Raw genomic sequence first — 23,543 nt, forward strand, 5'->3', positions numbered from 1 at the left:
ACGATGAGACTCGGCCTCGATGTCGGGGGAACCAAGACGGATGCTGTCGCCGTAGCCCCGAACGGCACCATCGTCGCCCGCACGCGCCTGGCCACCGGGTGGGGTCCGGATGCCGTCGTGCAGACGATCCTCGACGCGGTCGCCAATCTGCAGGCTGATCCCGCGCTCACAGCGGCGGATGTCCGGTCGGTGGGGATCGGGATTCCCGGCCGGATCGAACCGGGGTCAGGCCGGGTCGAACACGCCGTCAACCTCGGCGTCGAGACGCTCGATCTTGCCGCCGCCGTCGCTCCGGTTCTCGGAGTGCCCGTGCGCGTCGAGAACGACGTCAAGGCAGCGGCACTGGGTGCTGCCTCGCTGCGGGGCGGGACGCTCTCGATGGGGTATCTGAACCTCGGGACGGGGATAGCCGCCGCCATCGTGACGGGTGGCGTGCTCTGGCGCGGGGCGCGCGGTGGTGCCGGAGAGATCGGGCACCTGTCGATCGATCCGGCGGGACCCGTGTGCCGCTGCGGCCAACGCGGCTGCATCGAGGCGCTGGCCGGCGGAGGCGCGGTGTCAGCCCGGTGGGGCAGGCCCGGCGCGCTCCCCATTCGAGACGTCTTCGACGCTGCCGACGGCGGTGATGCGGCAGCCGTGCTGGTGCGAACCGACCTCGCCCGAGGCGTCGCCGCCGCTATCCGGGTGCTTGTGCTCACCGCGGATGTCGACACCGTGGTCCTCGGCGGCGGCATCACCGCTCTCGGCACCCGACTGCAGAGCGAGGTGGCTGCTCAGCTGGAGGCGAGCGCGCGGGAATCGGCATTCCTGCGTTCACTCCAGCTGGTCGACCGCGTTGAGATCCTCCCCGCGGGTGCGCCTGCCGCAGCGCTCGGAGCGGCGCTCATCAGCACTGAAGCTGCAGACGAAAGAGAGGTTCTTTCCCATGGCTGAAGTCATCATCGTCCCGGGCCGCGAGGCAGGCGGGAAGCTGGTCGCGAGCGAGATCGCGCGGCGTATCCGCGCGACGCCTGACCTCGTGCTCGGACTCGCGACCGGTTCGACGCCGCTCCCGGTATATCAGGCGCTGGTGCCCGCCCTCGCGGGCGTCGACCTGTCAACGGTGCGCGGGTTCGCCCTCGACGAGTACGTGGGCCTCGATCCCGCACACCCGCAGAGCTATCGGTCGGTCATCACGCGCGAAGTGGTCGAGCCGTTGGGGCTGGACCCGGCGCGCATTCGCGTCCCCGATGGGCGTCTCGACGGAATCGCGCAAGCCGGCGAGGTCTATGAGGCAGCGATCATGGATGCTGGTGGCATCGCCCTGCAGATCCTCGGGATCGGCACCGACGGGCACATCGGTTTCAACGAGCCGGGCTCGTCGTTCGCCTCTCGCACGCGCGTCAAGACACTCACGGAACAGACACGCACCGATAATGCGCGCTTCTTTGCCTCGCCGGACGAGGTGCCGATGCACTGCATCACGCAGGGCCTCGGCACGATTCTCGAGGCAGACCACCTCGTGCTCCTCGCGTTCGGGAGCGCCAAGGCCGCGGCTCTCGCCGCCGCCGTCGAGGGCCCACTGTCGGCATCCGTCCCCGGTTCGGCGATTCAGCTTCATCCGCACGTCACCGTCGTCGTCGATGAGGATGCCGCAGCCGAACTCGCTCGGGCCGAGTACTACCGGTATGCCTACGCGAACAAGCCGGACTGGCAGGGCTTGTAGGCCGAGCGCCGTGCGCCGGCAGGGCTGGGGTTAAGCAGCGGAGTCACTCCACGCGAAACCGATCAGGTGCGTTCGGCTGAGGGGTGCGAGCGGCGTCGATGCAACCTCGTGCTCGGTGATCCAGCGCAGCTCAGCGATCTCGGCGCTGGCGTCAGCTCGGGCCTCGCTCACTCGCAGCACGAACGCATCGGCGATGACGCGGTGTCCCGGCTCGTTGGCCGCGGCAGCTTCGAACCGGCCGAGCGGGACGAGATCTTCAGCCGCGGCCCGGATGCCGGTCTCTTCTGCGATCTCACGGATGACGGCATCCATCGCGCTCTCGCCGGGGTCGGGCTTTCCGCCCGGTTGCTGAAAGACGGTAGCGCCATGCTTGCGCACGACGAGGGCGCGGCCGTCGGTCGACACGATGACTGCCGCGCTGACGTGGATGACCCCACTCACGGTGTCGCTCACGGTGCGAACACCTTGCCGGGGTTCAGGATCCCCTGCGGATCGAAGACACGCGCGATCTGGCGCTGCAGCTCCCACTGGTCATCGCCGAGTTCGTCCGCGAGCCACCGTCGCTTGAGCACCCCGATACCGTGCTCGCCGGTGAGAGTTCCGCCGAGCTCGAGCGCGGCACGAAACAGCTCATCGGCGGCTTCCCAGATCGGCGCGGGCACGTCGGGACCGTCGAAGATGAAGTTCGGATGCAGGTTCCCATCGCCAGCGTGAGCGACGGTGGGGATCACGAGGTCGTAGCGGCGCTCGATGTCGGCGATGCGCGCGAACATCGCCGCGAGCGCTGAGCGTGGTACCGAAACGTCCTCGATGAGGGTCGTGCCCAGGCGTGCCATCGCGGGATGCACCGACCGGCGGATCGCGAGAAGCCGCTCGCCCTCGTCGCGGTCGGTGGACACGGCGACGGTTCCTCCCGCTGCCTCGAGGACCGCGGTGATCGCCGCCGCGTCAGCTGCCGCCGCAGCGCCATCGGTCTGGATCGTCACGTGCGCCGCGCCCGGGGTCGGCGCGGCAAGGCCCAGCAACTCGTGGATGGCCGTCAGGGCTGCGGCATCCAGCAGCTCCATGATCGCTGGTTGCAGTCCCGTGGCGGTGACTGCGCTGCACGCACTCGCGGCGGTGCCGACATCCGTGAAGGTTGCGGCGATGGTGCACACCTCGCCGGGCACGAGTCGCCGCAGCTTCAGGGTCGCACCAACCACGACGCCGAGGATGCCCTCGGAACCGATCACGAGGGATCTGAGGTCGAGCCCTGTGACGCCCTTGACCGTGCGATGGCCGAGGTGCAGGAGTCGCCCGTCGGCGAGGACGATATCTACGCCGAGGACGGCATCCCGCACCACGCCGTACTTGGCGCACAGTAGTCCGCCCGCTCCCGTGGCGATGTTGCCGCCGACTGTGGAGATGTCGCGGCTGGCGGGGTCGGGCGCCCACCACAGGCCGTACTCGGCAAGCGCGCGGTTCAGGTCCGCGTTCAGGATGCCGGGCTCGACCACGGCGAGCAGGTCGTCGGGCCGTACCTCCACGATGCGATCCATCGCCCGAACCGAGAGGGCGATCTCGCCGGGTCCGGCATTCGCACCGCCCGCGAGCCCCGTGCCGGCACCGCGGGTGACGACGGGTGTCCCCGTGGCCGACGCGATGCGCAGCGTCGCCTGCACCTCTTCGACGCTCCGGGCGTGCACGACCGCGAGAGGACGGCCGGTGCTGGCGTGACCGGACTTGTCGGCGCGGGCGGCCTCGAGAGAGGCATCCGACGTGTCGAGCGCGTCGCCGAGTTCGGCACGCAGCTGCGCGAGGACCTCTCGGTCGCTCATGCCAGCCGGCGGCGCCCCGCGAGCACGCCGACCGTGACGGCGATGACCCCGAAGATCAGGCCGACCCAGACAAGGCCCACGCTCCACCAGGCGATCGTCGCCGAGACATACACGAGGAGTTCGACCACGGCCCGCAGGAACGGGTGGACGACGATGACGGCCCGGGGCGAAACGAACAGCGCCCACAGCAGGATGGCGACCACCGGCGCGACGATGCCCGCGACGATGTTCCAGGGGAAAGGCCACGCGGCGAAGCCCCAGAACGCGAGAGTCCCGAACGCGAAGAGTTCGCACAGAACGGCGAGCACGTCGACCGCGCTCAACGCCGGGCGGGTCCCTGCGGGAACGCCGGACGGGGTCGCTGATTCGGGCATGTTTCCAGTCTAGGCCGCGTCAGTTGGGCGCATCTGGTCGCTATCGCGACAAAGGTGGGCGCATCTGGTCGCTATCGCGACAAAGGTGGGCGCATCTGGTCGCTTCCGAGCCTGGACGGGACAGTTCGAGCCCATCTTTCCGTTGCCCCAGGCACGGCTGCTGGCGTCAGCGCATGCGGCGGCCATCGAGCCAGACCGCGCGCGGCGCGAGCGCGGCATCCAGCAGCACGGCGTCAGCGGCGAAACCTTCACGCAGGATGCCGAATCGGTCGTCGACGCCGATCGCCGCCGCCGGCGCACGGGTGAGTGCGTCCACGGCCGAGGGCAGGTCGATGCCGGCCTTGAGGGCAACGCGAAGCGCGGCATCCTGGGTGAGGGTCGACCCCGCGATTGTGCTCGTTCCTGCGACGCGGGCCACCCCGTCGACGACGTCCACCTCCAGCTCGCCGAGGGCGTACCGGCCGTCGCGGGCGCCCGCCGCGGCCATCGCGTCAGTGATGAGCGCGATCCGCCCCGGCGCCGCGGCGAACAGGATCCGGATGAGCTCCGGGTGAACGTGCACGCCGTCGGCGATCACCTCGAGCGTCACCCGCGGGTCGGCGGTAGCCGCCCCGACCGGCCCCGGAGCGCGGTGATGCAGCGGAGGCATCGCGTTGAAGGCGTGGGTCAGGATGGTCGCACCGGCTTCGAACGCCGCACGCGTCGCCTCGGCGTCGGCATCCGTGTGACCGACCGCGACAGCGACTCCCGCATCCACGAAGGTGCGGATCGCCTCCGCTGCGCCGGGAAGCTCCGGTGCCAGCGTGACCTGCCGGATCGTCCCCGCGCCGGCTGCCAGTAGCGCCGCGACCGCGTCCGGTGTTGCCTCCCGGAGGACCGCCGGATCGTGCGCGCCGCGGTGACCGGGATCCAGGAACGGCCCCTCGAGGTGGGTGCCGAGGATGCCGGCATCCGTGTGCGTCATCGCTGCGATCCGCGCGGCCTGGGCGGTGAGGTGCTCGAGCGAGCCCGAGACGAGCGAGAGGACTGCGCGGGTCGTGCCGTGTGCCAGATGCAGGGCTCGGGCGGCGCGGATGTCCGACTCATCGCTCTCGTACGAGAACCCGCCGCCGCCGTGGCCGTGGATGTCGACGAACCCCGGCGTGAGGATGGCGCCGGGCCCGGCTACGTCCCTCGCGGCGATGACCGTCGCCGAGGAGGTGCGTGACCGCCAGGTCTCTCCCACTCCCACCGCGGCGATGGTGCCGCCGCGCATCTCCACCCACGCGTCGGCTGTCTCAGATCCGTCCGAGACGAGCCGGGCGCTGTGGATGATCGTGGCGCTCACGACGTTTCCTCGTCCCGCCACGGGATCTCGGGCGAGCGGCGAAAACGGATGCCGAGCGCACTCCAGAGCCCGTCGAGCGCGCCGACCCGCTCGCGGAAAGAGTCCCACGTGCGCAGGGGGTTCAGGTCGCTGGCGGGAGACCAGGCTGCCTCGGCAGCAGCAGCGATCCGCGGGAACATCAGCGTGTCGATGTCGTCGGGACTGCGGACGGTCTCGGTCCACAGCGCGGCCTCGACCCCCAGGATGTCGCTCTCGGCCACCCCGTCGAGCACCGTCCCCGGCTCCCATGCGTAGGCGCGTTCCACGCTCGTGACACCGTTCGCCCAGGTGAGGCCCAGCTCCGAGTCCGCGGCATCCTTCATGTCGAGGTAGACGGCGTCGGCTGGCGACAGGATGATGCGCCCGCCGCGTGTGACGAAGCCCCGTGCTTTGTCGTCCGTACCGTCGGTCGGTGAGACGAATCCCCAGTAGTGGCCGACGGTTCCCGGATGCAGGTCGCTCGCTGCGCCGGCCTCGTGCCACATCACGGGCACCTTCCCGGCATCCGCAACGATGCGTGACGCGAGGCTCACGAACTCGGCGTAATCGGCGGGATCCGTCCCCAAGGCCTCGTCGCCGCCGACGTGCAGGTACGGGCCGGGCGTCATCGCGGCGAGATCGGTGACGACGTCCGTCACGAAGGCCTCTGTCGCCGCGTCGCCGATCCGCAGCGACGAGAAGCCGACGGCGAGGCCTTCGTATGGCTCGCCCGCGACGGGAAGCGTGCTGCCGTATGTCTCGACGACTTCGCGAATGTGGTCGGAGATCACCGGCTCTTCGACCAGGTCGGGGTAGGCGAGGCCGACAGCGTGGGTGTGACCGGGAAGATCGATCTCGGGCACCACTGTCATGTGGCGGGCCGCCGCGTACGCGACGATCCGCGCGTAGTCCTCGGCGGTGTAGAGGCCGCCGGGGTCACCGCCGATGGCGGTTGCGGATGCCAGCCGTGTCAACTCGGGCCGGGAGGGGATCTCGATCCGCCACCCCTGATCATCGGTCAGGTGCAGATGGAGGTGGTTCAGCTTCAGCTGCGCCGCCCGGTCGATCACACCGAGCACCACCTCGACCGGGGAGAAGTGGCGTGCGACATCAAGCATGACGCCGCGGTAAGCGAAGCGCGGCGAGTCAGCGATCTCTACGGCCGGGATGCGCCATCCGTCGTCGGTCCGCGCGATCAGCTGCGTCAGGGTCTGGATGCCGTAGAACAGCCCCGCCTCATCCGACCCGGTCACGGCGACGCCGTCTGTTGAAGTGATCAGCCGGTAGGACTCGGGGGTTTCGGCATCCGTGATGGACAGAGTGATGCCGGGGCCCGCAGCCGTCGGGTCGAGGTCGATCTCGCCGTCGGTTCGCGCAGACGCCAGGTTCGTCAGGATGCCGACGGCTGTCTGATCGCCGGTGACCGCCGTCCGCGCTTGCAGGGTGAATCCCGGTCCTTCGACCGCTGCCGCGTCGCGGGGGAGAGGAACCGGCCACGGGAAGGCGGCGGCGTCACGGGGCTGCGTCCCGGTCATGTAAAGAGTCCTAACAAATAGCGTTGAGTCACTCTACCAACCGCTCGGTCGCGGATCGAGGGCGTAGCGCGATCCGCTATGCTCGGGGTGTCGCGACTGGCGTTGAGGTGGATGACCACCGGGGAGCGACCGACACGGTACTCGACCGCACGCCTGGGTCGAGACGGAACCCCACCCGAAGCCGTCGTCCCCGCCCCGCAGCACAAGGAGCACACGCCATGAGCGACTCGTTCTTCACCGCCCCACTCGCCGAAGTCGATCCCGAGATCGCTCAGGTCCTCGATCGGGAGCTCGCTCGTCAGCAGAGCTACCTCGAGATGATCGCCTCCGAGAACTTCGTTCCCGTTTCGGTGCTGCAGTCGCAGGGCTCGGTGCTCACGAACAAGTACGCCGAGGGCTACCCGGGCAAGCGCTACTACGGCGGTTGCGAAGAGGTCGACGTGGCCGAAGAGCTTGCGATCGCGCGCGCGAAGGACCTGTTCGGTGCCGCGTACGCGAACGTGCAGCCCCACTCGGGCGCGACAGCCAATGCCGCGGTCCTGCACGCCATCGCCCGCCCCGGTGACACGATCTTGGGTCTATCTCTCGATCACGGCGGGCACCTCACGCACGGCATGAAGGCGAACTTCTCTGGGCGTCTGTACGACATCGTCGCCTACGGCGTCGACCCCGAGACGAGCCTGATCGACATGGACGAGGTGCGCCGCCTCGCGCTCGAACACCGTCCGCAGGTCATCATCGCGGGATGGTCTGCGTACCCACGCCAGCTGGACTTCGCGCGCTTCCGCGAGATCGCCGACGAGGTCGACGCGCTGTTGTGGGTCGACATGGCTCACTTCGCCGGGCTCGTGGCCGGCGGCGTGCACCCCTCACCCGTGCCGCACGCGCACGTGGTGTCATCCACCGTGCACAAGACCATCGGCGGGCCCCGCTCGGGATTCATCCTGACCAACGACGAAGCGATCGCGAAGAAGATCAACTCGGCGGTCTTCCCGGGGCAGCAGGGCGGCCCCTCATGCACGTGATCGCGGCGAAGGCGACGGCCTTCAAGCTGGCTGCGACCCCGGAGTTCCGGGAGCGGCAGCAGCGCACGATCCGCGGTGCGAAGATCCTCGCCGACCGGCTCGCCCAGCGCGATGTCGCAGATGCCGGCATCGCCGTCCGATCCGGTGGCACCGACGTGCACCTCGTGCTGGTCGACCTGCGAAACGCGGCGATCGATGGGAAGCAGGCGGAGGATCTGCTGCACGAGATCCAGATCACCGTCAATCGCAACGCCGTCCCCAATGACCCGCGCCCGCCGATGGTCACCTCCGGTCTTCGGATCGGGACGCCGGCGCTTGCCACTCGCGGTTTTGGGGACGCCGAGTTCGCCGAGGTTGCCGACATCATCGCGCTCGCGTTGCTGCCGAACCCCGATATCGATGCCCTGCGTGCGCGCGTCGCGACGCTGACCGAAGCCTTCCCGCTCTACCCGGGGCTGTCGCAGTAAGGACGGCGTGCACGGGCCCGTGGCCAACGGTGGGCGGGGCTTCGGCAGCAGGCTCTGGCTGACGGGACCCGGCATCCGTAGAATACCTATGGACGTAGTTATCCGTCCCGGGACGCGGATGTCGCGGGATGACGACAGGAGACGCGAATGACTGCACAACTGCTCGATGGCACCGCGACAGCCGCCGCGATCAAGGGGGAGCTGCGTGACCGCGTCGCTGCCCTCGCGGAGCGGGGCATCGTGCCGGGCCTGGGTACTCTGCTCGTCGGCGATGACGGCGCCTCGCGTTCCTACGTCACCGGCAAGCACCGCGACTGCGCGGAGGTCGGTGTCGCATCGATCGCTGTCGAGCTGCCCGCGACGGCGACGCAGGACGAGATCGCGGATGCTGTCCGTGCGCTCAACGCGGACCCCGCCGTCACCGGCTTCATCGTGCAGTTGCCACTGCCCAAGGGCATCGATGAGAACGCGATCCTGGAACTGATCGACCCGGACAAGGATGCCGACGGCCTGCATCCGACGAACCTCGGCCGGCTCGTGCTGGGCGTCGATCCCGCCACCGCGGTTCCGGCGCCGCTGCCGTGCACGCCCGCCGGGATCATCGAGCTCCTCACCCGTCATGGGGTTCAAATAGCGGGAAAGCACGTCACTGTCATCGGCCGCGGTATCACCGTCGGTCGCCCGCTCGGTCTTCTGTTGACCCGCAAGGGCACTGACGCGACAGTGACCCTCACCCACTCGCGCACCCCCGACCTCGAGGCTCAGGTTCGACGGGCCGACATCGTGGTCGCCGCCGTCGGGCAGCCGCACCTGGTTAAGCCCGAGTGGATCGCGCCCGGCGCTGCCGTGCTGGATGTCGGCGTGACCCGGGTCGGGACCACCGAATCCGGGCGCGCGAAACTTGCCGGAGATGTCGATCCCGCCGTGGCGGAGGTCGCCGGTTGGCTCTCGCCCAACCCTGGGGGCGTCGGACCGATGACCCGCGCGATGCTCGTCGCGAACGTCGTCGAGACCGCCGAGCGTCTGGCGAGCTGACCGGGCGGTTAGCGACCATGGCAGAGGCTGATCCGAGCGACGCGCGGGCGTCGATTCCGCTCGAGCAGTGGCTGGACCGCCTCGGCGAGGCGACGGGCGCTCCCGGCGGTGGTTCTGCGAGCGCGGTGATGCTCGCCCTCGCGGCCGGCCTGCTGCGCATGGTTGCCGAATACACTCCCGGCAGCGACGAGGCGAAAGCTTCGGGTCAGCGACTCCTGGTCCTTCGAACGCGTGCGCTGCACGCATCGGATGCCGACAGTGAGGCATCCGTCGCGCTGGGCGCGGCCCTCGCTCTTCCAACCGAGGATCCCGCCCGCGAATCCCGTCTGCTCCGCGCCGCGGTGGACGGTGCGCGTTCGTCCGTGGAGGTGGGCGAGGTGGGTATCGCCCTCGTCGCCGAGCTCGACGTGCTGGGCCGGGTGGGCAATCACCACCTGGATGCCGACCTTGCCGTTGCTCGCGAGGCGCTGCGAGCGGGACTCGTAGGGGCGCTTGTGAACCTGCGTGCGAACCTCGATCTCGTCGCCGCCCACTCGGCTGGATCCGGAGAGGCGGAATCGACGTCCGAGGGCGAGTTGCGACGAGCCGAGCGACGCATCACGCACGCGCGGGGGTCACTGGCGGAGCTGCCCTAAAACGCCGTCGTGACAAGCGTCACGCCCTCGTCGCTGCGCTCTGGCACAATGTCGCCGTGACTTCTCGACCGCGTGCGCGCTCCCGTGCCCGCAGCATCGGCGTGATCGGGGGAGTTCTCGCGATCGCGCTGCTCTACGTCGTCGTCATCGTCCTGTACGCGGCCGGGGGTCGGATCGAGCATGCCGAAGCCTCCAGCGGTGGCGAGGGTGTGCCGCTGGAGTTGACGTTGACACCGGTCGACATCGATGGGGCGGCGAGCACCATGTCGGTGCGCATCAACCCCACCGATCTGGGATCGTACTCATCCGACGACTTCTCGATGGACGAAGCTGTGCACGTGCTCGTCACGGGAACCAATGGGGCGCGCACGATCGAATATGGCGCCGACGAGGTCGTCGGCGCCGAAACGGTTGCACTGACGCTCGACGGGTTCATCGAGCAGTGGCCATTCGACCGTTACACCGCCGAGACCCTGATCGCGCCGATGCGCGTTGATGCCGACGGTCAGGGGGTACCGATTCCCTACGTCCTGACGGCAGACGGTCGTGTCCCGGGATGGAACGTCGTTGCGGAGGCGGTGTCGACTGTGTCGGTGGTCACCGAGGACGGCACGATCACGCTCCTCGGGGTCCAGTTCACGATCACGCGGGCGGCATCCACTGTCGCATTCGGACTGGTGCTGTTGACGCTGATGGTGATCGCGCCAGTTCTGGTGCTGACAGCTGCCATCACGGTGTATCGCGGCAGGCGAAAGATCGAGGTGACGATGCTCGGGTGGATCGGGGCGATGCTTTTCGCCACGATTCCGCTGCGAAACTTCTTTCCCGGGTCACCACCCATCGGATCCTGGGTGGACTATCTGATCGTGCTGTGGGTCATCGCGGCGCTCATCGCCGGGCTCGTGATCTTCGTCTTCGCGTGGCTGCGCAACGGTCCGGATGGCGTGGCTGCCGCCCAATCCGCGGGCGATGCCGACGCGCAGGCTGACGCATCCGACGCTGATGCGGGTTCAGACGGCGGCGGCGCCGGCGGAGGCGAGTGAGCTACGGCCGGCGGCGGGCAGAGTCCCAGAGGCGACCGGTCTGCGCCTCGAGCCGGTCGTCGATCGCGTCATAGATGAGCCACGCGATGGCCAGCAGCACCGGGGGCGTGATCCACCCCCAGAAAAAGCCCGCGACGTCGACGCCGGACAGCACCACGACGAGCATCCAGACGATCGCGGCGACGACGAGCACGACGCCCGCCTGAACGAGTTTCGTGCCAGCCCGGGTGAGGTCACGGCTCGACCGCTCGGCGCGTCCTCCCAGCCAGCGTCGCAAGGCAGGCTTGACCCAGATCGTCGCCAGCGCGAGCACCACTGCCGCCCACAGCACCGACCAGCCGACCGAGACCTGCGGCATGATCAGTCCGATCAGCAGCAGGACGGCGACGTCGAAGACGTAAAGCGTCACGAATCGGATCAGCCAGGCGCGCACGGATCCACCCTCCCACAGATGCCGTCGTGTCGCCGTGCGCGGAGCGACGCTGTTAGTGGCCCCGCGGTCCCGACCATCCATGGCGGTGGAGGGCGCTTCGAACCACCGACGTCGCGCTCCCGTCTCGAATGCGTCGTGAGGTGAGGCGAACGACCTCCCACCCCTGCGCCGCCAGTGCCGCCGTTCTGTCGATGTCGCGATTCCACTGCGCGCGATCTGTCCGGTGGTGATCGCCTTCGACTTCGACGATCAGGTCGAACGCTCGGTGCATGCCGTCGACAATGGCTATCAGCGCTCCGTCTGCACCGCGGACCTCGACATCCAGATCCATGTGGGGCAGGCGCGCGGCCTCGGCATCCAGCCGATATTCCGTCTCGAGCCGGGAGGCACTACCGACGCGCACCGACGTCAGGGCACGAACGAGCGCTTTGCGATGCCGCCTCCCTGGCGCGAGTGCTGCTGCCTCCAGCTGTGCGGGCGTGGCCAGTCGCGCGTTCGGCATCGCGCGACCTCGATGGTCGCGAGGAACGCGCACGAAGTGATCCCCCATGATCACGAGCCACCGTTCCGAAAGCTCCCCGCCGAGCATCGCCCAAGTCGACGCGGGAGTCGTCACGCGCAAGCCTCCGACATCCATCACGTGCGCAAGGTGCTCGCGCGTCTGAAAGCCGGCCACGCCTCGGGCTCGCGCTGCACGATGCGGGTGCATCGTGCCAACCGACAGGTCCGCGTCAGGGTCGAAGCCGTCGGGCAGCGGACACCCGAGAAGCGCCGCTGCCGTCATCCCCGTGAAGAACCCTTGCCGGCTCATCACACGACTGTATGCGCGGGCCCGCTCGAGTACCCGGGCGCGAACGCGAGCGTCGATCGCTTGCGGACCCGCGAACGCGGAGCGTGTCGCAGGGTCGGGGAGAATGCGAGTGGCGTGGAACGGCCGCTCGAGATCGGACCCGCGCAGCCGCCCGGCGGTCACACCCATCGCTCGGGCCTCGGCATAGGCGAAGGGGGTGGACAGCGTCGAAGGAAGCGGGGCGTGGCGGCGCGGCATCCGTTCAGCATCCTGGACGAGCCGTGCACGTGGCTGGCCGTTCAGGCAACTCGTGTCATCCCGCGCTGAACTCAGGTGTGGGGAGGAGCCCATGCCGGCCTCTCGAGCATCACTACGTGTTCCTCGCGCGCGGTCCCAGCGGAAAAAGATGGGCTCCCATTGTCGTTTGCAGGGCCTGAGGCGACAGTTTGCGCCCACTTATCGCATCGAGACGACAATCTGCGCCCACTTCTTGGGGGCGAGCCACGGATGCTGCCTCAGGCGTGACGGTCGAGGAAGGCGTACACCTCGGAGTCGTCGACGCCGGGAAAGTTGCCACGGGGGAGCGGCGTGAACATCTGCATGTGCACGCGGGCGCTCGGCCAGGCCTTGCCCTCCCACCGCGACGTGAGCTCCGCGGGTGCTCGGCGGCAGCAGGCTTCGTCGGGGCAGGTGGAGACCGCACGCTTGGTGGTCTCACGGCCGCGGAACCAGCGGGCATCGTCGAACGGAACCCCCACACTGATCGAGAACTCGCCGTCGGCTGTGGTACCGGTCTGCGTGGCGCACCAGAACGTGCCCGCTGGGGTGTCGGTGTATTGGTAGTGCTCGGTCGTGCGGTTCTGCTCCGAGAAGGCGGCACGGGCCGACCACTTGCGGCAGGCGATCTGGCCGTCAACGGCACCGGTGACATCCATCGGCAGGGGGAGGTCGTCGTTCTCGTACACCCGTGAGATGGCACCGGATCCATCGACGCGCAGGAAGTGCAGACGGATGCCGAGATGCTGTGTCATGAGGTTCGTCATCCGCATCGCCGCAGCCTCGTGCGTGACACCGAACGCATCGCGGAAGTCCTCGACGGCCAGATTGCGTTCCTTCTTCGCCTGCTGCAGGAACGCGACGCCGTTGGTCTCGGGGATGAGGCAACAGGCGGCGAAGTAGTTGATCTCGAGGCGCTGCTGCAGGAAGTCGGCGTACGACGTGGGTCGCTGGTGTCCGAGCAGCCGGTGGGCCATCGCCTGCAGTGCCATCGAGCGCAGCCCGTGGCCGCCCGGGATAGATGCGGGCGGCAGGTAAATGCGGCCGTTCTCGAGATCGGTGACCGATCGCGCCGAGCGCGGAAGGTCGTTGACGTAGAGCAGCTCGAACCCGAGGCGCTCGGCCATGATGCTCACGGTGCGGTGGGTGAGCGCGCCCGAGACGTGACCGGCCGCCGCAAGCTGCTTCTCGGCGAGCTTTTCGATATCGGGCAGGTAGTTGTCACGCTCGCGCATCCGCAGGCGCAGCTCCGTGTTGGCGCGCCGCGCCTCCTCGGGCGTTGCGATCGCTTCTCGCTCGCGGCGATCGAGCTCCCGGTGCAGGCCGAGTATCGACTCGATCGTCTCATCGGGTGTCCCTTTGGTGACCTTCACCGGCGGGATGCCGAGCCTGCGAAACACGGGGCTTGCCTGCGCGCGTTCCAGCTCGATTTCGAGCGCAGCCCGACGATTCGGGGGTTCAGCGGCGAGGAGGTCGGTGACCTCCAGTCCCGTGGCGTGGGCGATCGCCTGCAGCAGCGAGAGTTTCGGCTCGCGCTTGCCGTTTTCGATGAGGCTCAACTGGCTTCCCGCGACCCCGACCTGTGCACCCAACTCGTCCAGCGTCCAGCCCCGAGACACGCGTTCGTGACGGATGCGGTGCCCGAGCGTCACCAGTTCGAGGTTCGTGGGTGCCATTCCTTGATGCTAGCGAAAGAATTTCGTTTCTTACGAGGCTGAGCCGCTTCAACCCGCCCTCCGCGTGCAGGAAAGTGGAGAAAGACCCCCAGTCGACGTCGCACACAGGAGAGACAATGGCCATCGCTGACATTACTCGCCCCACTATCTCGGCGCCCGCGTCGGCATCCGGCCAACTGCCATCCATCTCCGGCCCCGGCATGGACGCGTTGATCGAGTGGGTCGATGAGATCGCTGCGCTCACCAAGCCCGACCGGATCCACTGGGTGACCGGCTCGCGCGCCGAGAATGAGGCGCTGCTGAGGGAGCAGGTCGAGCAGGGCAAGCTCATCAAGCTCAATCCCGAGTGGCGCCCGGGCTCGTACCTTGCCCGCTCGCACCCGAGCGATGTCGCCCGCACCGAGGCGCGCACCTTCATCGCCTCTGAGCGCGAAGAAGACGCCGGCCCGACAAACAACTGGGTCGCGCCCGAAGAGATCCGCGCCACCATCACGCCGCTGTTCGACGGATCGATGCGCGGACGCACGATGTACGTCGTGCCGTTCTCGATGGGAGCCGTCGGCGGCCCGCTGTCGCACATCGGTGTGCAGATCACCGACAGCGCCTACGCCGTCACCTCGATCGGCATCATGACCCGTGTCGGCACCGATGTCCTGCGCGAGATCGCGAACGGGTCGCCGTGGGTGAAGACCGTCCACTCTGTCGGTGCGCCGCTCGCGCCCGGTCAGGATGATGTCGCCTGGCCGTGCAACGACGAGAAGTACATCGTGCACTTCCCCGACACCCTGGAGGTGTGGTCGTACGGTTCCGGGTACGGCGGTAACGCCATCCTCGCGAAGAAGTGCTTCGCGCTGCGCATCGCCTCGGTCATCGGCCGCGACGAGGGATGGATGGCTGAGCACATGCTGCTCATCCGCGTCATCAGCCCCGAGGGCAAGGCCTACCACCTCGCCGCAGCCTTCCCCTCGGCCTGCGGCAAGACGAACCTCGCGATGCTGCGCCCGACGATTCCCGGATGGCGCGTCGAGACACTCGGCGACGACATCGCGTGGCTGCGCCCGGGCGAGGATGGACGCCTCTGGGCCATCAACCCCGAGGCCGGCTTCTTCGGTGTCGCCCCCGGCACCGGCGAGTCCACGAACGTCACGGCTGTCGAAACGCTCTGGGGCAACACGATCTTCACGAACGTGGCACTTCGGCCCGACGGAGATGTGTGGTGGGAGGGACTCACTGACGAGCCGCCGGCAGAACTGATCGACTGGGAGGGAAACCCCTGGACCCCGGCATCCGGGCGACCCGCCGCTCATCCGAACTCGCGGTTCACCGTACGCGCCGACCAGTGCCCGCAGATCGCCGACGACTGGGATGCTCCCGAAGGCGTGCCGATCGACGCGATCCTGTTCGGCGGACGCCGTGCCACGAACGTTCCGCTCGTGGTCGAGGCAACCGACTGGGCGCACGGGGTCTTCCTCGGCTCCACGATCTCGTCCGAGCGCACCGCGGCTGCAGAGGGAACGGTCGGCGAACTGCGTCGCGATCCGTTCGCGATGCTGCCCTTCTGCGGCTACAACATGGCCGACTACTTCGGGCACTGGGTCAAGATGGGCCAGAAGCTGAGGTTCGATCGTGCACCGCGGATCTTCCAGGTCAACTGGTTCCGCAAGGGGGCTGATGGCCGCTTCCTCTGGCCCGGGTTCGGCGACAACTCCCGTGTCATCGAGTGGATCATCCGTCGCGTCGACGGCAAGGTGCCGGCGCTTGACAGCCCTATTGGGCGCCTTCCGCGCATCGAGGACCTCAACCTCGACGGTATCGAGGTTCCGCAGGAGGATCTCGAGGAACTGTTCGCCGTCGACCCGGAGTCGTGGCTGCACGAGGCAGACCTCACCGAGGAGTTCTACGGGGTCTTCGATGGCCGCATCCCCGCCCAGCTGAACGCCGAACTCGCAGCCCTTCGCTACCGCCTCAAGTCCTCCTGACCCGGGCGTCCTCCTCCCGCCCGCATCCGGCGCAACCCGCGCCCCTCGCGAACCCACCCCTTCTTGCGTTACCCCACAGGTTTCAGCCGCAGGAAGGGGTGGGTTCGTCGAGATTGTTGTGGGTTCGGCGGGGCGGGTCAGACCAGGAGTTGGTGGCGGGCGAGGTCGCGGTAGAGCGGCGTGGACTCGACAAGTTCGCCGTGCGTGCCCTGACCGATGACCTCACCGTTCTGCATGACGACGATCAGGTCGCTGTCAACGACCGTCGACAGGCGGTGGGCGATCACGAGGAGGGTCCTGTCGGCCGCGACGGCGTCTATGGCCTCCCGCATCCGCTGCTCGTTGAGTCCATCCAGCGACGACGTCGATTCGTCGAGCAGCAGGATGGGGGGAGCGGCCAGCAGGGCGCGAGCGATCGCCAGGCGCTGACGCTCGCCGCCCGACAGCATGACGCCGTTCTCGCCGACCGGGGCCTGAAGGCGCAGCGGACTGCGCTCGAGCACCTCGGTGAGATTCACGGCCTCGAGGACGCGCTCGCAGTCGGCATCCGTCGCCTCGGGGGACGCGAGGCGCAGGTTCTGGGCGATCGTGCCGGCGAGGGTCGGTGCGTCCTGCTCGACGTAGCCCAACTGTGCGCGGAGCTCTTCGCGCGGGAGGGTTCGGATGTCTGCGCCGCCCAGCAGGATCGCGCCGTCGGTCGGATCGTAGAACCGCTCGATGAGCGCAAGCGTCGTGCTCTTGCCGGCACCCGAGGGGCCGACGATCGCCACACGCGACCCACGCGGAACCCGGAACGATACGCCGCGCAGCACGTCGCCGGCGTCAGTGGATGCCTCGGCCGGGGCTGCTGACGCATCATCCGTGGCGTCCTCGGTGCCGCTCGGGAGCGCGATCGCCGAGGTGTCGACGTGCGCGCTCTCGAGCACGGCGCGCGCCTCGGTCTCGGCCTTCCGGCGCGCGGCGACGACGGCTTCGGGATAGCGGAACCAGACATCCCGGAACTCGATTGCCGCAATCTGCTCCGCGGCGCCTGCGCCCGCGGCGTGTTGTGGCGAACGAGCGGGGGAGGCTGCGCTGACGGATGCCGCGAGCCGCGCGTCGTCGGCATCCTCGGTCGGCAGATTGAGGATCTCTTGAATGCGACCCAGTGCGCCGAGAGCCTGGTTCACCGAGGTGATCGCCCCGAAGAAGCTGCCGAGGGGACCCACGAGCAGGAACAGGAAAAGGATGAAGGTCACAAGACTTGCCACCTCGATCGCTCCGGAGGCTACCCGATAGCCGCCCACCCCCAAGACGACCAGCAGCGAAACCTGAAGGGCGATCCCCGCGACGGGGACGACAAGCGCGGAGACCTTGGCGATGCGGACCCCGACCCCGTACGCGTCAGTTGCGACGCCCGTGATCTCTGTGACCTCGCGTTCGGTAGCTCCGGCCGCGCGCACGGTTCGGATCGAACTGACCGCGCGCTCGACCGAGGAGGCCAATTCACCGACCTTCTCTTGCTGCTCGCCGGTCGCGCGACGGATGCGGCCACTGAGCACCACGACGCCGGTGATGGAGACCCCGATCACGACGACAATGGCCAGCAGCAGCAGGGGATCAATCAGCGCCATCGCGACGAGGGCGCCGATGAAGATGAGGGAGTTGCCCACGGCATCCGCGAGTCCCTGCGTCAGGACCGCATAGAGCAGCGTCGTGTCGGTTCCGACACGGGAAACGAGGTCACCTGTGCGCCGCGCGTCGAATTCGCGGATGGGGAGGTGCAGGATGCGGGCCACGAGCTGTCGCCGGCTGGAGTAGACCACGGCAGTTCCGGTGCGCTGCAGCAGGTAGTGCTGGAACCCGGAGATGACCGAGGCTGCCACCACGAGCGCAATGATTCCCCACACCAACAGCCCGAGGCCGCCGCCAGCCTCGACTTGCGCAATCACCTGCCCGACCAGCAGCGGCTGGGCGAGGGTCGCGACGGCCCCGATGATACTCAGGATGGCGACGACGATCAGCACGGTGCGGTGCTCGAGGAGGAACGGCACCAGCTGGCGGAACGTCGCGCGTGGGCCTTCCTCGGGGGTGCGGCGCCCACGACGGGCGGGACGCGTATCAGCGCGCGACATCGAGACCTCGATTCGGGGAGGGGTTATCTACGACGGTACTCCGCGCTCGTAGGCCCCGGCCGCGCCAGAGATGCCTCGGGTGAGGATCTGCGCCGAGATCGTGAGAGAAATCGTCGACAGTCGAGTCGCAGACACTATTGTCGTGTCAAGGGGACGCCGACCGTCGCCGCCGCGCGGGGTCGCCTGACGCGCGACGGCGACCCTCCGCGTCAGCTGGATGCCGCGCTGGTCTCCCGGCGGTAGTTCTCGCGAGCGTATGACGAGTAAGGTGCCGGGGCGACAGTCGCACGGATCTCGACCTGACGGTGCGGCTCGACAGCGGGCTTCGCCGAGTTCGGCTCCTCGCCCCAGACCACCACAACCTCGGTGCCCGGCTCCGCGGCATCCGGAACGAGGCTCGCCAATGACGCGAATACCTGCTCGTTCGTGATGTACCCGGCATCATGCGAGATCCCCACATCGTGCCCGTCGATCAGAACACGGTCGACCTGGTAGAGCCCGTAGCGGGCCTTCGGGAAGTCGATGTACTTCGCCGGCAACCCCGGCTCGAGCAGGGATCGCTGTGCAGCTGCGACATCGTCCGGGTTCCAGATCAGCGTCACCTTGACCCGTGTGGGCTCCTGCGCGATGCGCTCGAGTGCCTCCCGGCCGAGGAAGTCGTGATCGAACGCCACACTGCGGCCGTAACCGAGGTCGTAGGGCGTGACGTAGTAGTCCTCGATCCGCTCGGAGGTGAGGCTTCCGGCCAGAGACCCGGCGCTGGTTGCGGGAAGCCAGTCGAGGTACCGTTCCGCGTGGGCCCCGGTGAAGATGGCAGGCAGGGGAGAGGGAACCCACGCGGATTCGAGATTCGCCGAGGAGTACGCCTTGGATCCGACCCGCACGAGCCCGAGCGGCTCTCCTTCGCGCAGCAGCGCGTCCCGGACGCGCTCGCCCTCTTCCCACGGGCCGAACAGCTCGAAGCCGGGCTGACCGGCCATTCCGTGACGCAGTGAGCGCACCGTGATGCCGTCGATCGTGAATGTCGCCATGTGGAAGAAGCGGGTCGGCGGCACGGGGGCGCCGGTGACCCTCTCCATGAGTTCAAGTGCGTTCGGTCCCTGCAGCTCATACCGGTACAGGGTGGGGTTTCCGGCGCGCACGATCGAGTTGCCGTCGCGCTCGAAGGTGACGTCGTAGTCGCCGGTCTCGCCGTGGAACTGCACCCAGTCGATCACCATCTGATGGCCGACGAGGTCGAACTCTTCGTCGGCGAGATAGAACAGGATCGCATCGCCGATCAGATACCCCTCGTCATTGACCGCGATGAACTGTTTCGCGTTGTCAACCTGGAATCGCGCAAAGCTGTTGACGCCGAGATCGCTCAGCAGGTGCAGGGCATCGCGGCCGCGGATGAACAGGTCGGTCATGTGGTGGGACTGGTCAAGAAGCGCCACTGTCTTCTGCCAGGACTGCTGCTCCGACCTCCAGTTGCTGAACTCCGCCGTCACGGGGAAGATCGTGGGTCGCGCCTGGGCGTTGCGCAGAAGCTGCACGGGGCTTCCCGCTCGGGCGATCGCGGCGGCCAGCGACTCGGTCATGTGAACTCCTTCGTTCTCGGGGCTCGACGCGGTGCGTGCCGGCCCGAGGAGACGCTATCCCAAGCAGGACTGAATCAAATAGCATTTTCTAATGAGCGCTGCTAATAGCTCTGTGAGCGGTCCTCATATTGACTCGATCGAGGTGCACGCATGCTCACTGACCTGAACCTCACCCGGGTGTTCGTCGCGATCTACGAGGCGGGCAGCCTCACAGCGGCGGGCCGCCGGCTGTTCGTGACGCAGTCGGCCATCAGTCAGTCCCTGGCGCGGCTGCGGCGGGAACTCGGCGATCCGCTGTTCGAGCGAACGGCTCAGGGGATGCGGCCCACAGCGCTTGCCGACGCGATCTATCCCGAGCTCCACGAGGGCATGTCAGTGATCGATCGAACCATTGCGGCGGTGACCGGCTTCGACCCTCTGACCTCCGAGCGCACCTTCCGCATCGCGCTCTCGGAACTCGGTGAGATCGGCTGGCTCCCGGCGATCGGCGACGCGATGGCGCTCGGAGCGCCGCGCGCGCGCCTTGCCGTCACAGCGTTGCGCGGTGAAGACCTCGAGGATCTACTCACCCGAGGATCTGTGGACCTTGCCATCACCCCGGCGGAACTGCCCGCTGCGTTCGAGCGCCAGACGGTCAAGCGGGAGGAGTACCGCGTCGTGATGTCCTCGCAGAACCCCCTCGTCGGCGCTGAGATGAGTCTCGAGGCGTACCGTGCGGCGCGCCGGGTCTGGGTCGAGGGCGACTCGAGTGCCCGCCTGCTGGCCGGCGTACACGCTCGCCACGGCGTGAGCGAGCCGCCGGCGGTGAGCGTGCAACACATCGCGTCGCTCCCGCCCTTACTCGCGCGGTCGACGACGCTCATCGCGACGATTCCCGAGACACTGGCTGTCGGATGGTCGCGGAGCTGGCCGCTCATCATCCGCGAACTGCCCTTCGCTCTCGGACCCGTCGAACTGCATCTCTATCGTCGCCGGTCCCCACAGCATGCTGGAGCACTCGACTGGTTCTTCGACACCGTCTCGGCGGCGGTCAGCGGATTCCCGGGTGGGTTCGAAGGCATCCACATCTCGTCGTGACGTGGACGCCCGGAGACGATCTGGGGGACGGATGCCGAAGCATCCGTCCCCCAGATCGTCGTGCGCGCGAAGCGCGGCGCGGATCAGAGCGATCCGGTGGTGCGCCAGCCGCCCTGGTACTCCTGGCGAGCGGTCACGGCATAGGGTACGGGGCTCACCACGGCGCGGATCGCGATCTGCTCGTGCGGCTCGACAGTCGTCTTGCCCGATCCGCCGTTCGGCTCGCCCCAGACCACGCGGACTTCGGCTCCCACGGGAACGTCGCGGTCGACGGTGGCCAGCGACAGACCGCGCTTCTCGTTCGCGGTGACGCCCGTGAACAGCGAGAGTCCCACGGTGTTGCCGTCGGCATCGATGACGGCGTCGTAGTTGCTGGACCCGTAGTTGGCGTTGGGCAGGTCGAAGAACTGGTAGCCGGGGCCCTCGCGGTCGAGCACTGACGCGAGCACCTTGGTCAGGTCCTCGTCGTTCCAGGCCAGCGTGACCTTCTTGCGCTGGGTCTCGGGGTCGAGCTTCTCGAGTGCGTCACGGCCGATGAAGTCGTGGTCGAACTTCACGAACGAGCCGTAGCCGAGCTCCCACGGGTTGAGGTAGTAGTCCTCGATGTTCTCCGAGACGAAGGACCCTGCCAGGGCGTTGATCGCTTCGTAGCTGTTCGCCGGCAGCCACTCACGGTAGGCGCGCTCGGCCTCGCTGGAGTAGATCGCCGGCAGGGGCGAGGGGATCCAGCCCGACTCCAGGGTGTTCGACGAGTACGCGCGCGACCCGCAGGGTTCGATGCCGAACTCGCGCCCGGCCTCGAGGATGGCGTCGCGGATCTTGCCGTGCTGCTCGTAGGGGCCCCAGATCTCCAGGCCCGGAGCGCCCGCCATCCCGTGACGGAGCGTGCGCACCTTCTCGCCGGCGATCGTCATTTCGCCCATGTGGAAGAACTTGACCTGCTCGACGGGGCCACCGGCGAGCTTCTCGATGATCGCCCAGGCGTTCGGGCCCTGGATCTGGAAGCGGTAGTAGTCGCGGTGCACTGCCTGGCCGTAGGGGCGGGAGGGGGAGCGGTCGTCGTAGCGGAACTCGACGTCGTATCCGCCGGTCTCGGCGTGGAACTGCAGCCAGTTGGCGCCGGGAGCGCGGCCGACGTAGACGTACTCACCCTCTGCTTCGTGGAAGAGGATGCCGTCGCCGATCACGCCGCCGTTGGAGGCGGTGGGAACGAACTGCTTGGCGGTGTTGACGGGGAAGTTCTTGAAGCCGTTGATGCCGGTGTCGCTCAGCAGTTTCAGCGCGTCGGGTCCCTTCACGAAGAAGTTGACCATGTGGTGGCTCTGGTCGTAGAGCACCGCAGCGTTGCGCCACGCCTTCTGCTCGCGGCGCCAGTTGCTGAACTCGGCCGGAACAACGGGGTAGATGTACGTCCCGAGCTGCGAGTCGCGCAGCATCCGGACGGTGTCGCCCTTCTCGTCCAGCAGCTCTTGCAGATTCTTGGCCATGGGTGTCTCCTCGACTTCCTCGTCCGGGTGGCTTCAGCGAGATCGTACGGGCAAAATTTACCTATGTCCAGAGGTAAATGAGTGATAGGCAGGATGCATCGGTAGAGAGGCTGTGTCAGAGAGGACACCCATGGCTACGAGCGAGAACTTCGACCTTGCCCACCTGGGCGCCGTGGAGTTGTTCACTCCGCGGTTCGAGGAGAGCCTCCGGTTCTTCCGCGACATCTGCGCAATGCGGGAGGTGGCCCGCATTGGCGATTCGGCGTATTTGCGGTGTTGGGACGAGTACCAGCTGTACACGCTGAAGCTCACCGCATCCGACACGAACGGCGTGGGACGCACCCTCTATCGCGCATCGAGTCCACAGGCTCTGGAGCGGCGGGTCGCGGCGATCGAGGCATCCGGACTGGGCCACGGCTGGCGCGATGGCGAGGTCGGGGTGGGCCGGTCGTTCGAGTTCGAGGACCCGGACGGCCATCTGATGGCGCTGTACTACGACACCGAGCATTACGTTCCGGATGACGACGATCGCCCGGCGCTGAAGAACCAGGCATCCGCATACCCCGGCCGCGGGATCAACGCACGGCGGATGGATCACATCAACTATCTGGCCAGCGACGTCAACGCCGCCGGAGAGTTCTGGCGCGATGTCATGATGTCGCGGGAATCCGAGCGCGTGCGCCTCGATGACGGCCGGTACGGTGCGTGGTGGTTCCGGTTCAACCAGAAGTCCTACGACGTCGTGTACTCAGACGACTGGACGCACCAGCGGGGCCGGTTCCATCATTTCGCGATCGCCCCGGACTCGCGCGAAGACATCCTCAAGGCCGCGGACATCTGCCTCGAGAACGGCATCTACATCGAGTACGGCCCCTACAAGCACGCGATCAACCAGACGTTCTTCCTGTACGTGTGGGAGCCGGGCGGCAACCGCATCGAGTTCGCCACAGCGCAGGGCCGCCTCATCCTCGACCCCGACTGGCCCGTCGTCGAATGGAGTCAGGCCGAGCGCGCCAAGGGCCAGGCATGGGGCATGAAAACGGTGCCGACGTTCCATACCCACGGCACCCCGTTCGTCGAGGACCAGGAAGAGATCGATCGTGCGGCCCTCGAGGGCCGCCCGTACGTCAAGCGCTCCTGAGCATCAGGC

General features: G+C 67.9%; 19 protein-coding genes, 1 pseudogene and 1 riboswitch. Of the genes and pseudogenes, 9 read left to right on the plus strand and 11 right to left on the minus strand.

The window, feature by feature from the left end:
• The first annotated feature begins 3 nt into the window (after positions 1-3).
• Positions 4-933, plus strand: coding sequence for an ROK family protein (locus MICSW_RS03095; RefSeq protein WP_464496723.1), 930 nt, complete (start codon positions 4-6; stop codon positions 931-933).
• Positions 926-1,705, plus strand: coding sequence for a glucosamine-6-phosphate deaminase (nagB, locus tag MICSW_RS03100; RefSeq protein WP_464496724.1), 780 nt, complete (start codon positions 926-928; stop codon positions 1,703-1,705). Before MICSW_RS03095 ends, nagB begins: the two co-directional genes overlap by 8 nt.
• Positions 1,706-1,735: 30 nt before the next feature.
• Here nagB and MICSW_RS03105 read toward each other — a convergent pair whose 3' ends face one another.
• From MICSW_RS03105 to MICSW_RS03125, 5 genes are all read right to left on the minus strand, one after another.
• On the minus strand, positions 1,736-2,158 hold the full coding sequence (locus MICSW_RS03105; protein WP_228179149.1) for an NUDIX hydrolase: 423 nt from the start codon (positions 2,156-2,158) through the stop codon (positions 1,736-1,738).
• Positions 2,155-3,522 (minus strand): FAD-binding oxidoreductase, encoded by a 1,368-nt coding sequence (locus MICSW_RS03110; RefSeq protein ID WP_464496725.1) that lies wholly within the window; start codon positions 3,520-3,522, stop codon positions 2,155-2,157. The genes MICSW_RS03105 and MICSW_RS03110 overlap by 4 nt, the downstream gene beginning before the upstream one ends.
• Entirely contained in the window at positions 3,519-3,896 is a 378-nt protein-coding gene (locus tag MICSW_RS03115; protein WP_228179151.1) for a YrdB family protein, read from the minus strand. Before MICSW_RS03115 ends, MICSW_RS03110 begins: the two co-directional genes overlap by 4 nt.
• 166 nt (positions 3,897-4,062) lie before the next feature.
• Positions 4,063-5,223, minus strand: coding sequence for an N-acetylglucosamine-6-phosphate deacetylase (gene nagA / locus MICSW_RS03120; RefSeq protein ID WP_464496726.1), 1,161 nt, complete (start codon positions 5,221-5,223; stop codon positions 4,063-4,065).
• Complete coding sequence (locus MICSW_RS03125; RefSeq protein WP_464496727.1) at positions 5,220-6,776, minus strand: family 20 glycosylhydrolase; 1,557 nt, start codon at positions 6,774-6,776, stop codon at positions 5,220-5,222. The genes nagA and MICSW_RS03125 overlap by 4 nt, the downstream gene beginning before the upstream one ends.
• Positions 6,777-6,858: 82 nt before the next feature.
• Positions 6,859-6,942: riboswitch (ZMP/ZTP riboswitch) on the plus strand.
• 52 nt (positions 6,943-6,994) lie between these two features.
• On the opposite strand from MICSW_RS03125, the pseudogene glyA reads away from it, so the two are divergent.
• From glyA to MICSW_RS03145, 4 genes and pseudogenes are all read left to right on the plus strand, one after another.
• Positions 6,995-8,268: pseudogene (gene glyA, locus MICSW_RS03130) on the plus strand (serine hydroxymethyltransferase).
• A gap of 147 nt (positions 8,269-8,415) precedes the next feature.
• Positions 8,416-9,303: a bifunctional methylenetetrahydrofolate dehydrogenase/methenyltetrahydrofolate cyclohydrolase gene (locus tag MICSW_RS03135; protein ID WP_292732836.1), complete on the plus strand. Its 888-nt coding sequence runs from the start codon at positions 8,416-8,418 to the stop codon at positions 9,301-9,303.
• Positions 9,304-9,320: 17 nt separating this feature from the next.
• Positions 9,321-9,938, plus strand: a complete 618-nt coding sequence (locus MICSW_RS03140) for a cyclodeaminase/cyclohydrolase family protein (RefSeq protein WP_464496728.1) — start codon at positions 9,321-9,323, stop codon at positions 9,936-9,938.
• Positions 9,939-9,994: 56 nt separating this feature from the next.
• Entirely contained in the window at positions 9,995-10,981 is a 987-nt protein-coding gene (locus tag MICSW_RS03145; protein WP_464496729.1) for a DUF4436 family protein, read from the plus strand.
• Between the two features lies 1 nt (position 10,982).
• On the opposite strand, the gene MICSW_RS03150 is transcribed toward MICSW_RS03145, so the two are convergent.
• From MICSW_RS03150 to MICSW_RS03160, 3 genes are all read right to left on the minus strand, one after another.
• On the minus strand, positions 10,983-11,414 hold the full coding sequence (locus MICSW_RS03150; protein WP_292729016.1) for a hypothetical protein: 432 nt from the start codon (positions 11,412-11,414) through the stop codon (positions 10,983-10,985).
• Between the two features lie 52 nt (positions 11,415-11,466).
• Positions 11,467-12,462, minus strand: a complete 996-nt coding sequence (locus MICSW_RS03155) for a DUF559 domain-containing protein (RefSeq protein ID WP_464496731.1) — start codon at positions 12,460-12,462, stop codon at positions 11,467-11,469.
• 257 nt (positions 12,463-12,719) lie between these two features.
• Complete coding sequence (locus MICSW_RS03160) at positions 12,720-14,156, minus strand: XRE family transcriptional regulator (RefSeq protein WP_292729022.1); 1,437 nt, start codon at positions 14,154-14,156, stop codon at positions 12,720-12,722.
• Positions 14,157-14,272: 116 nt separating this feature from the next.
• Between MICSW_RS03160 and MICSW_RS03165 the strand changes: the two genes are divergently transcribed.
• Positions 14,273-16,135, plus strand: a complete 1,863-nt coding sequence (locus MICSW_RS03165; protein ID WP_292729024.1) for a phosphoenolpyruvate carboxykinase (GTP) — start codon at positions 14,273-14,275, stop codon at positions 16,133-16,135.
• 137 nt (positions 16,136-16,272) lie between these two features.
• Here MICSW_RS03165 and MICSW_RS03170 read toward each other — a convergent pair whose 3' ends face one another.
• Positions 16,273-18,249 carry an ABC transporter ATP-binding protein gene (locus tag MICSW_RS03170; protein ID WP_464496732.1) on the minus strand — a complete coding sequence of 659 codons (1,977 nt, stop codon included), beginning with the start codon at positions 18,247-18,249 and terminating at the stop codon, positions 16,273-16,275.
• 209 nt (positions 18,250-18,458) lie between these two features.
• Positions 18,459-19,829, minus strand: coding sequence for an aminomethyl transferase family protein (locus tag MICSW_RS03175; RefSeq protein WP_464496733.1), 1,371 nt, complete (start codon positions 19,827-19,829; stop codon positions 18,459-18,461).
• Between the two features lie 150 nt (positions 19,830-19,979).
• Here MICSW_RS03175 and MICSW_RS03180 point away from each other — a divergent pair, with 150 nt between their 5' ends.
• Positions 19,980-20,906: a LysR family transcriptional regulator gene (locus MICSW_RS03180; RefSeq protein ID WP_292729030.1), complete on the plus strand. Its 927-nt coding sequence runs from the start codon at positions 19,980-19,982 to the stop codon at positions 20,904-20,906.
• Between the two features lie 83 nt (positions 20,907-20,989).
• On the opposite strand, the gene ligM is transcribed toward MICSW_RS03180, so the two are convergent.
• Positions 20,990-22,393 (minus strand): vanillate/3-O-methylgallate O-demethylase, encoded by a 1,404-nt coding sequence (ligM, locus tag MICSW_RS03185; RefSeq protein WP_292729034.1) that lies wholly within the window; start codon positions 22,391-22,393, stop codon positions 20,990-20,992.
• A gap of 130 nt (positions 22,394-22,523) precedes the next feature.
• Here ligM and MICSW_RS03190 point away from each other — a divergent pair, with 130 nt between their 5' ends.
• Positions 22,524-23,534 carry a VOC family protein gene (locus MICSW_RS03190; protein WP_464496734.1) on the plus strand — a complete coding sequence of 337 codons (1,011 nt, stop codon included), beginning with the start codon at positions 22,524-22,526 and terminating at the stop codon, positions 23,532-23,534.
• Positions 23,535-23,543: the final 9 nt, after the last annotated feature.

The sequence above is a fragment of the Microbacterium sp. SW12 genome (genome assembly GCF_055391095.1).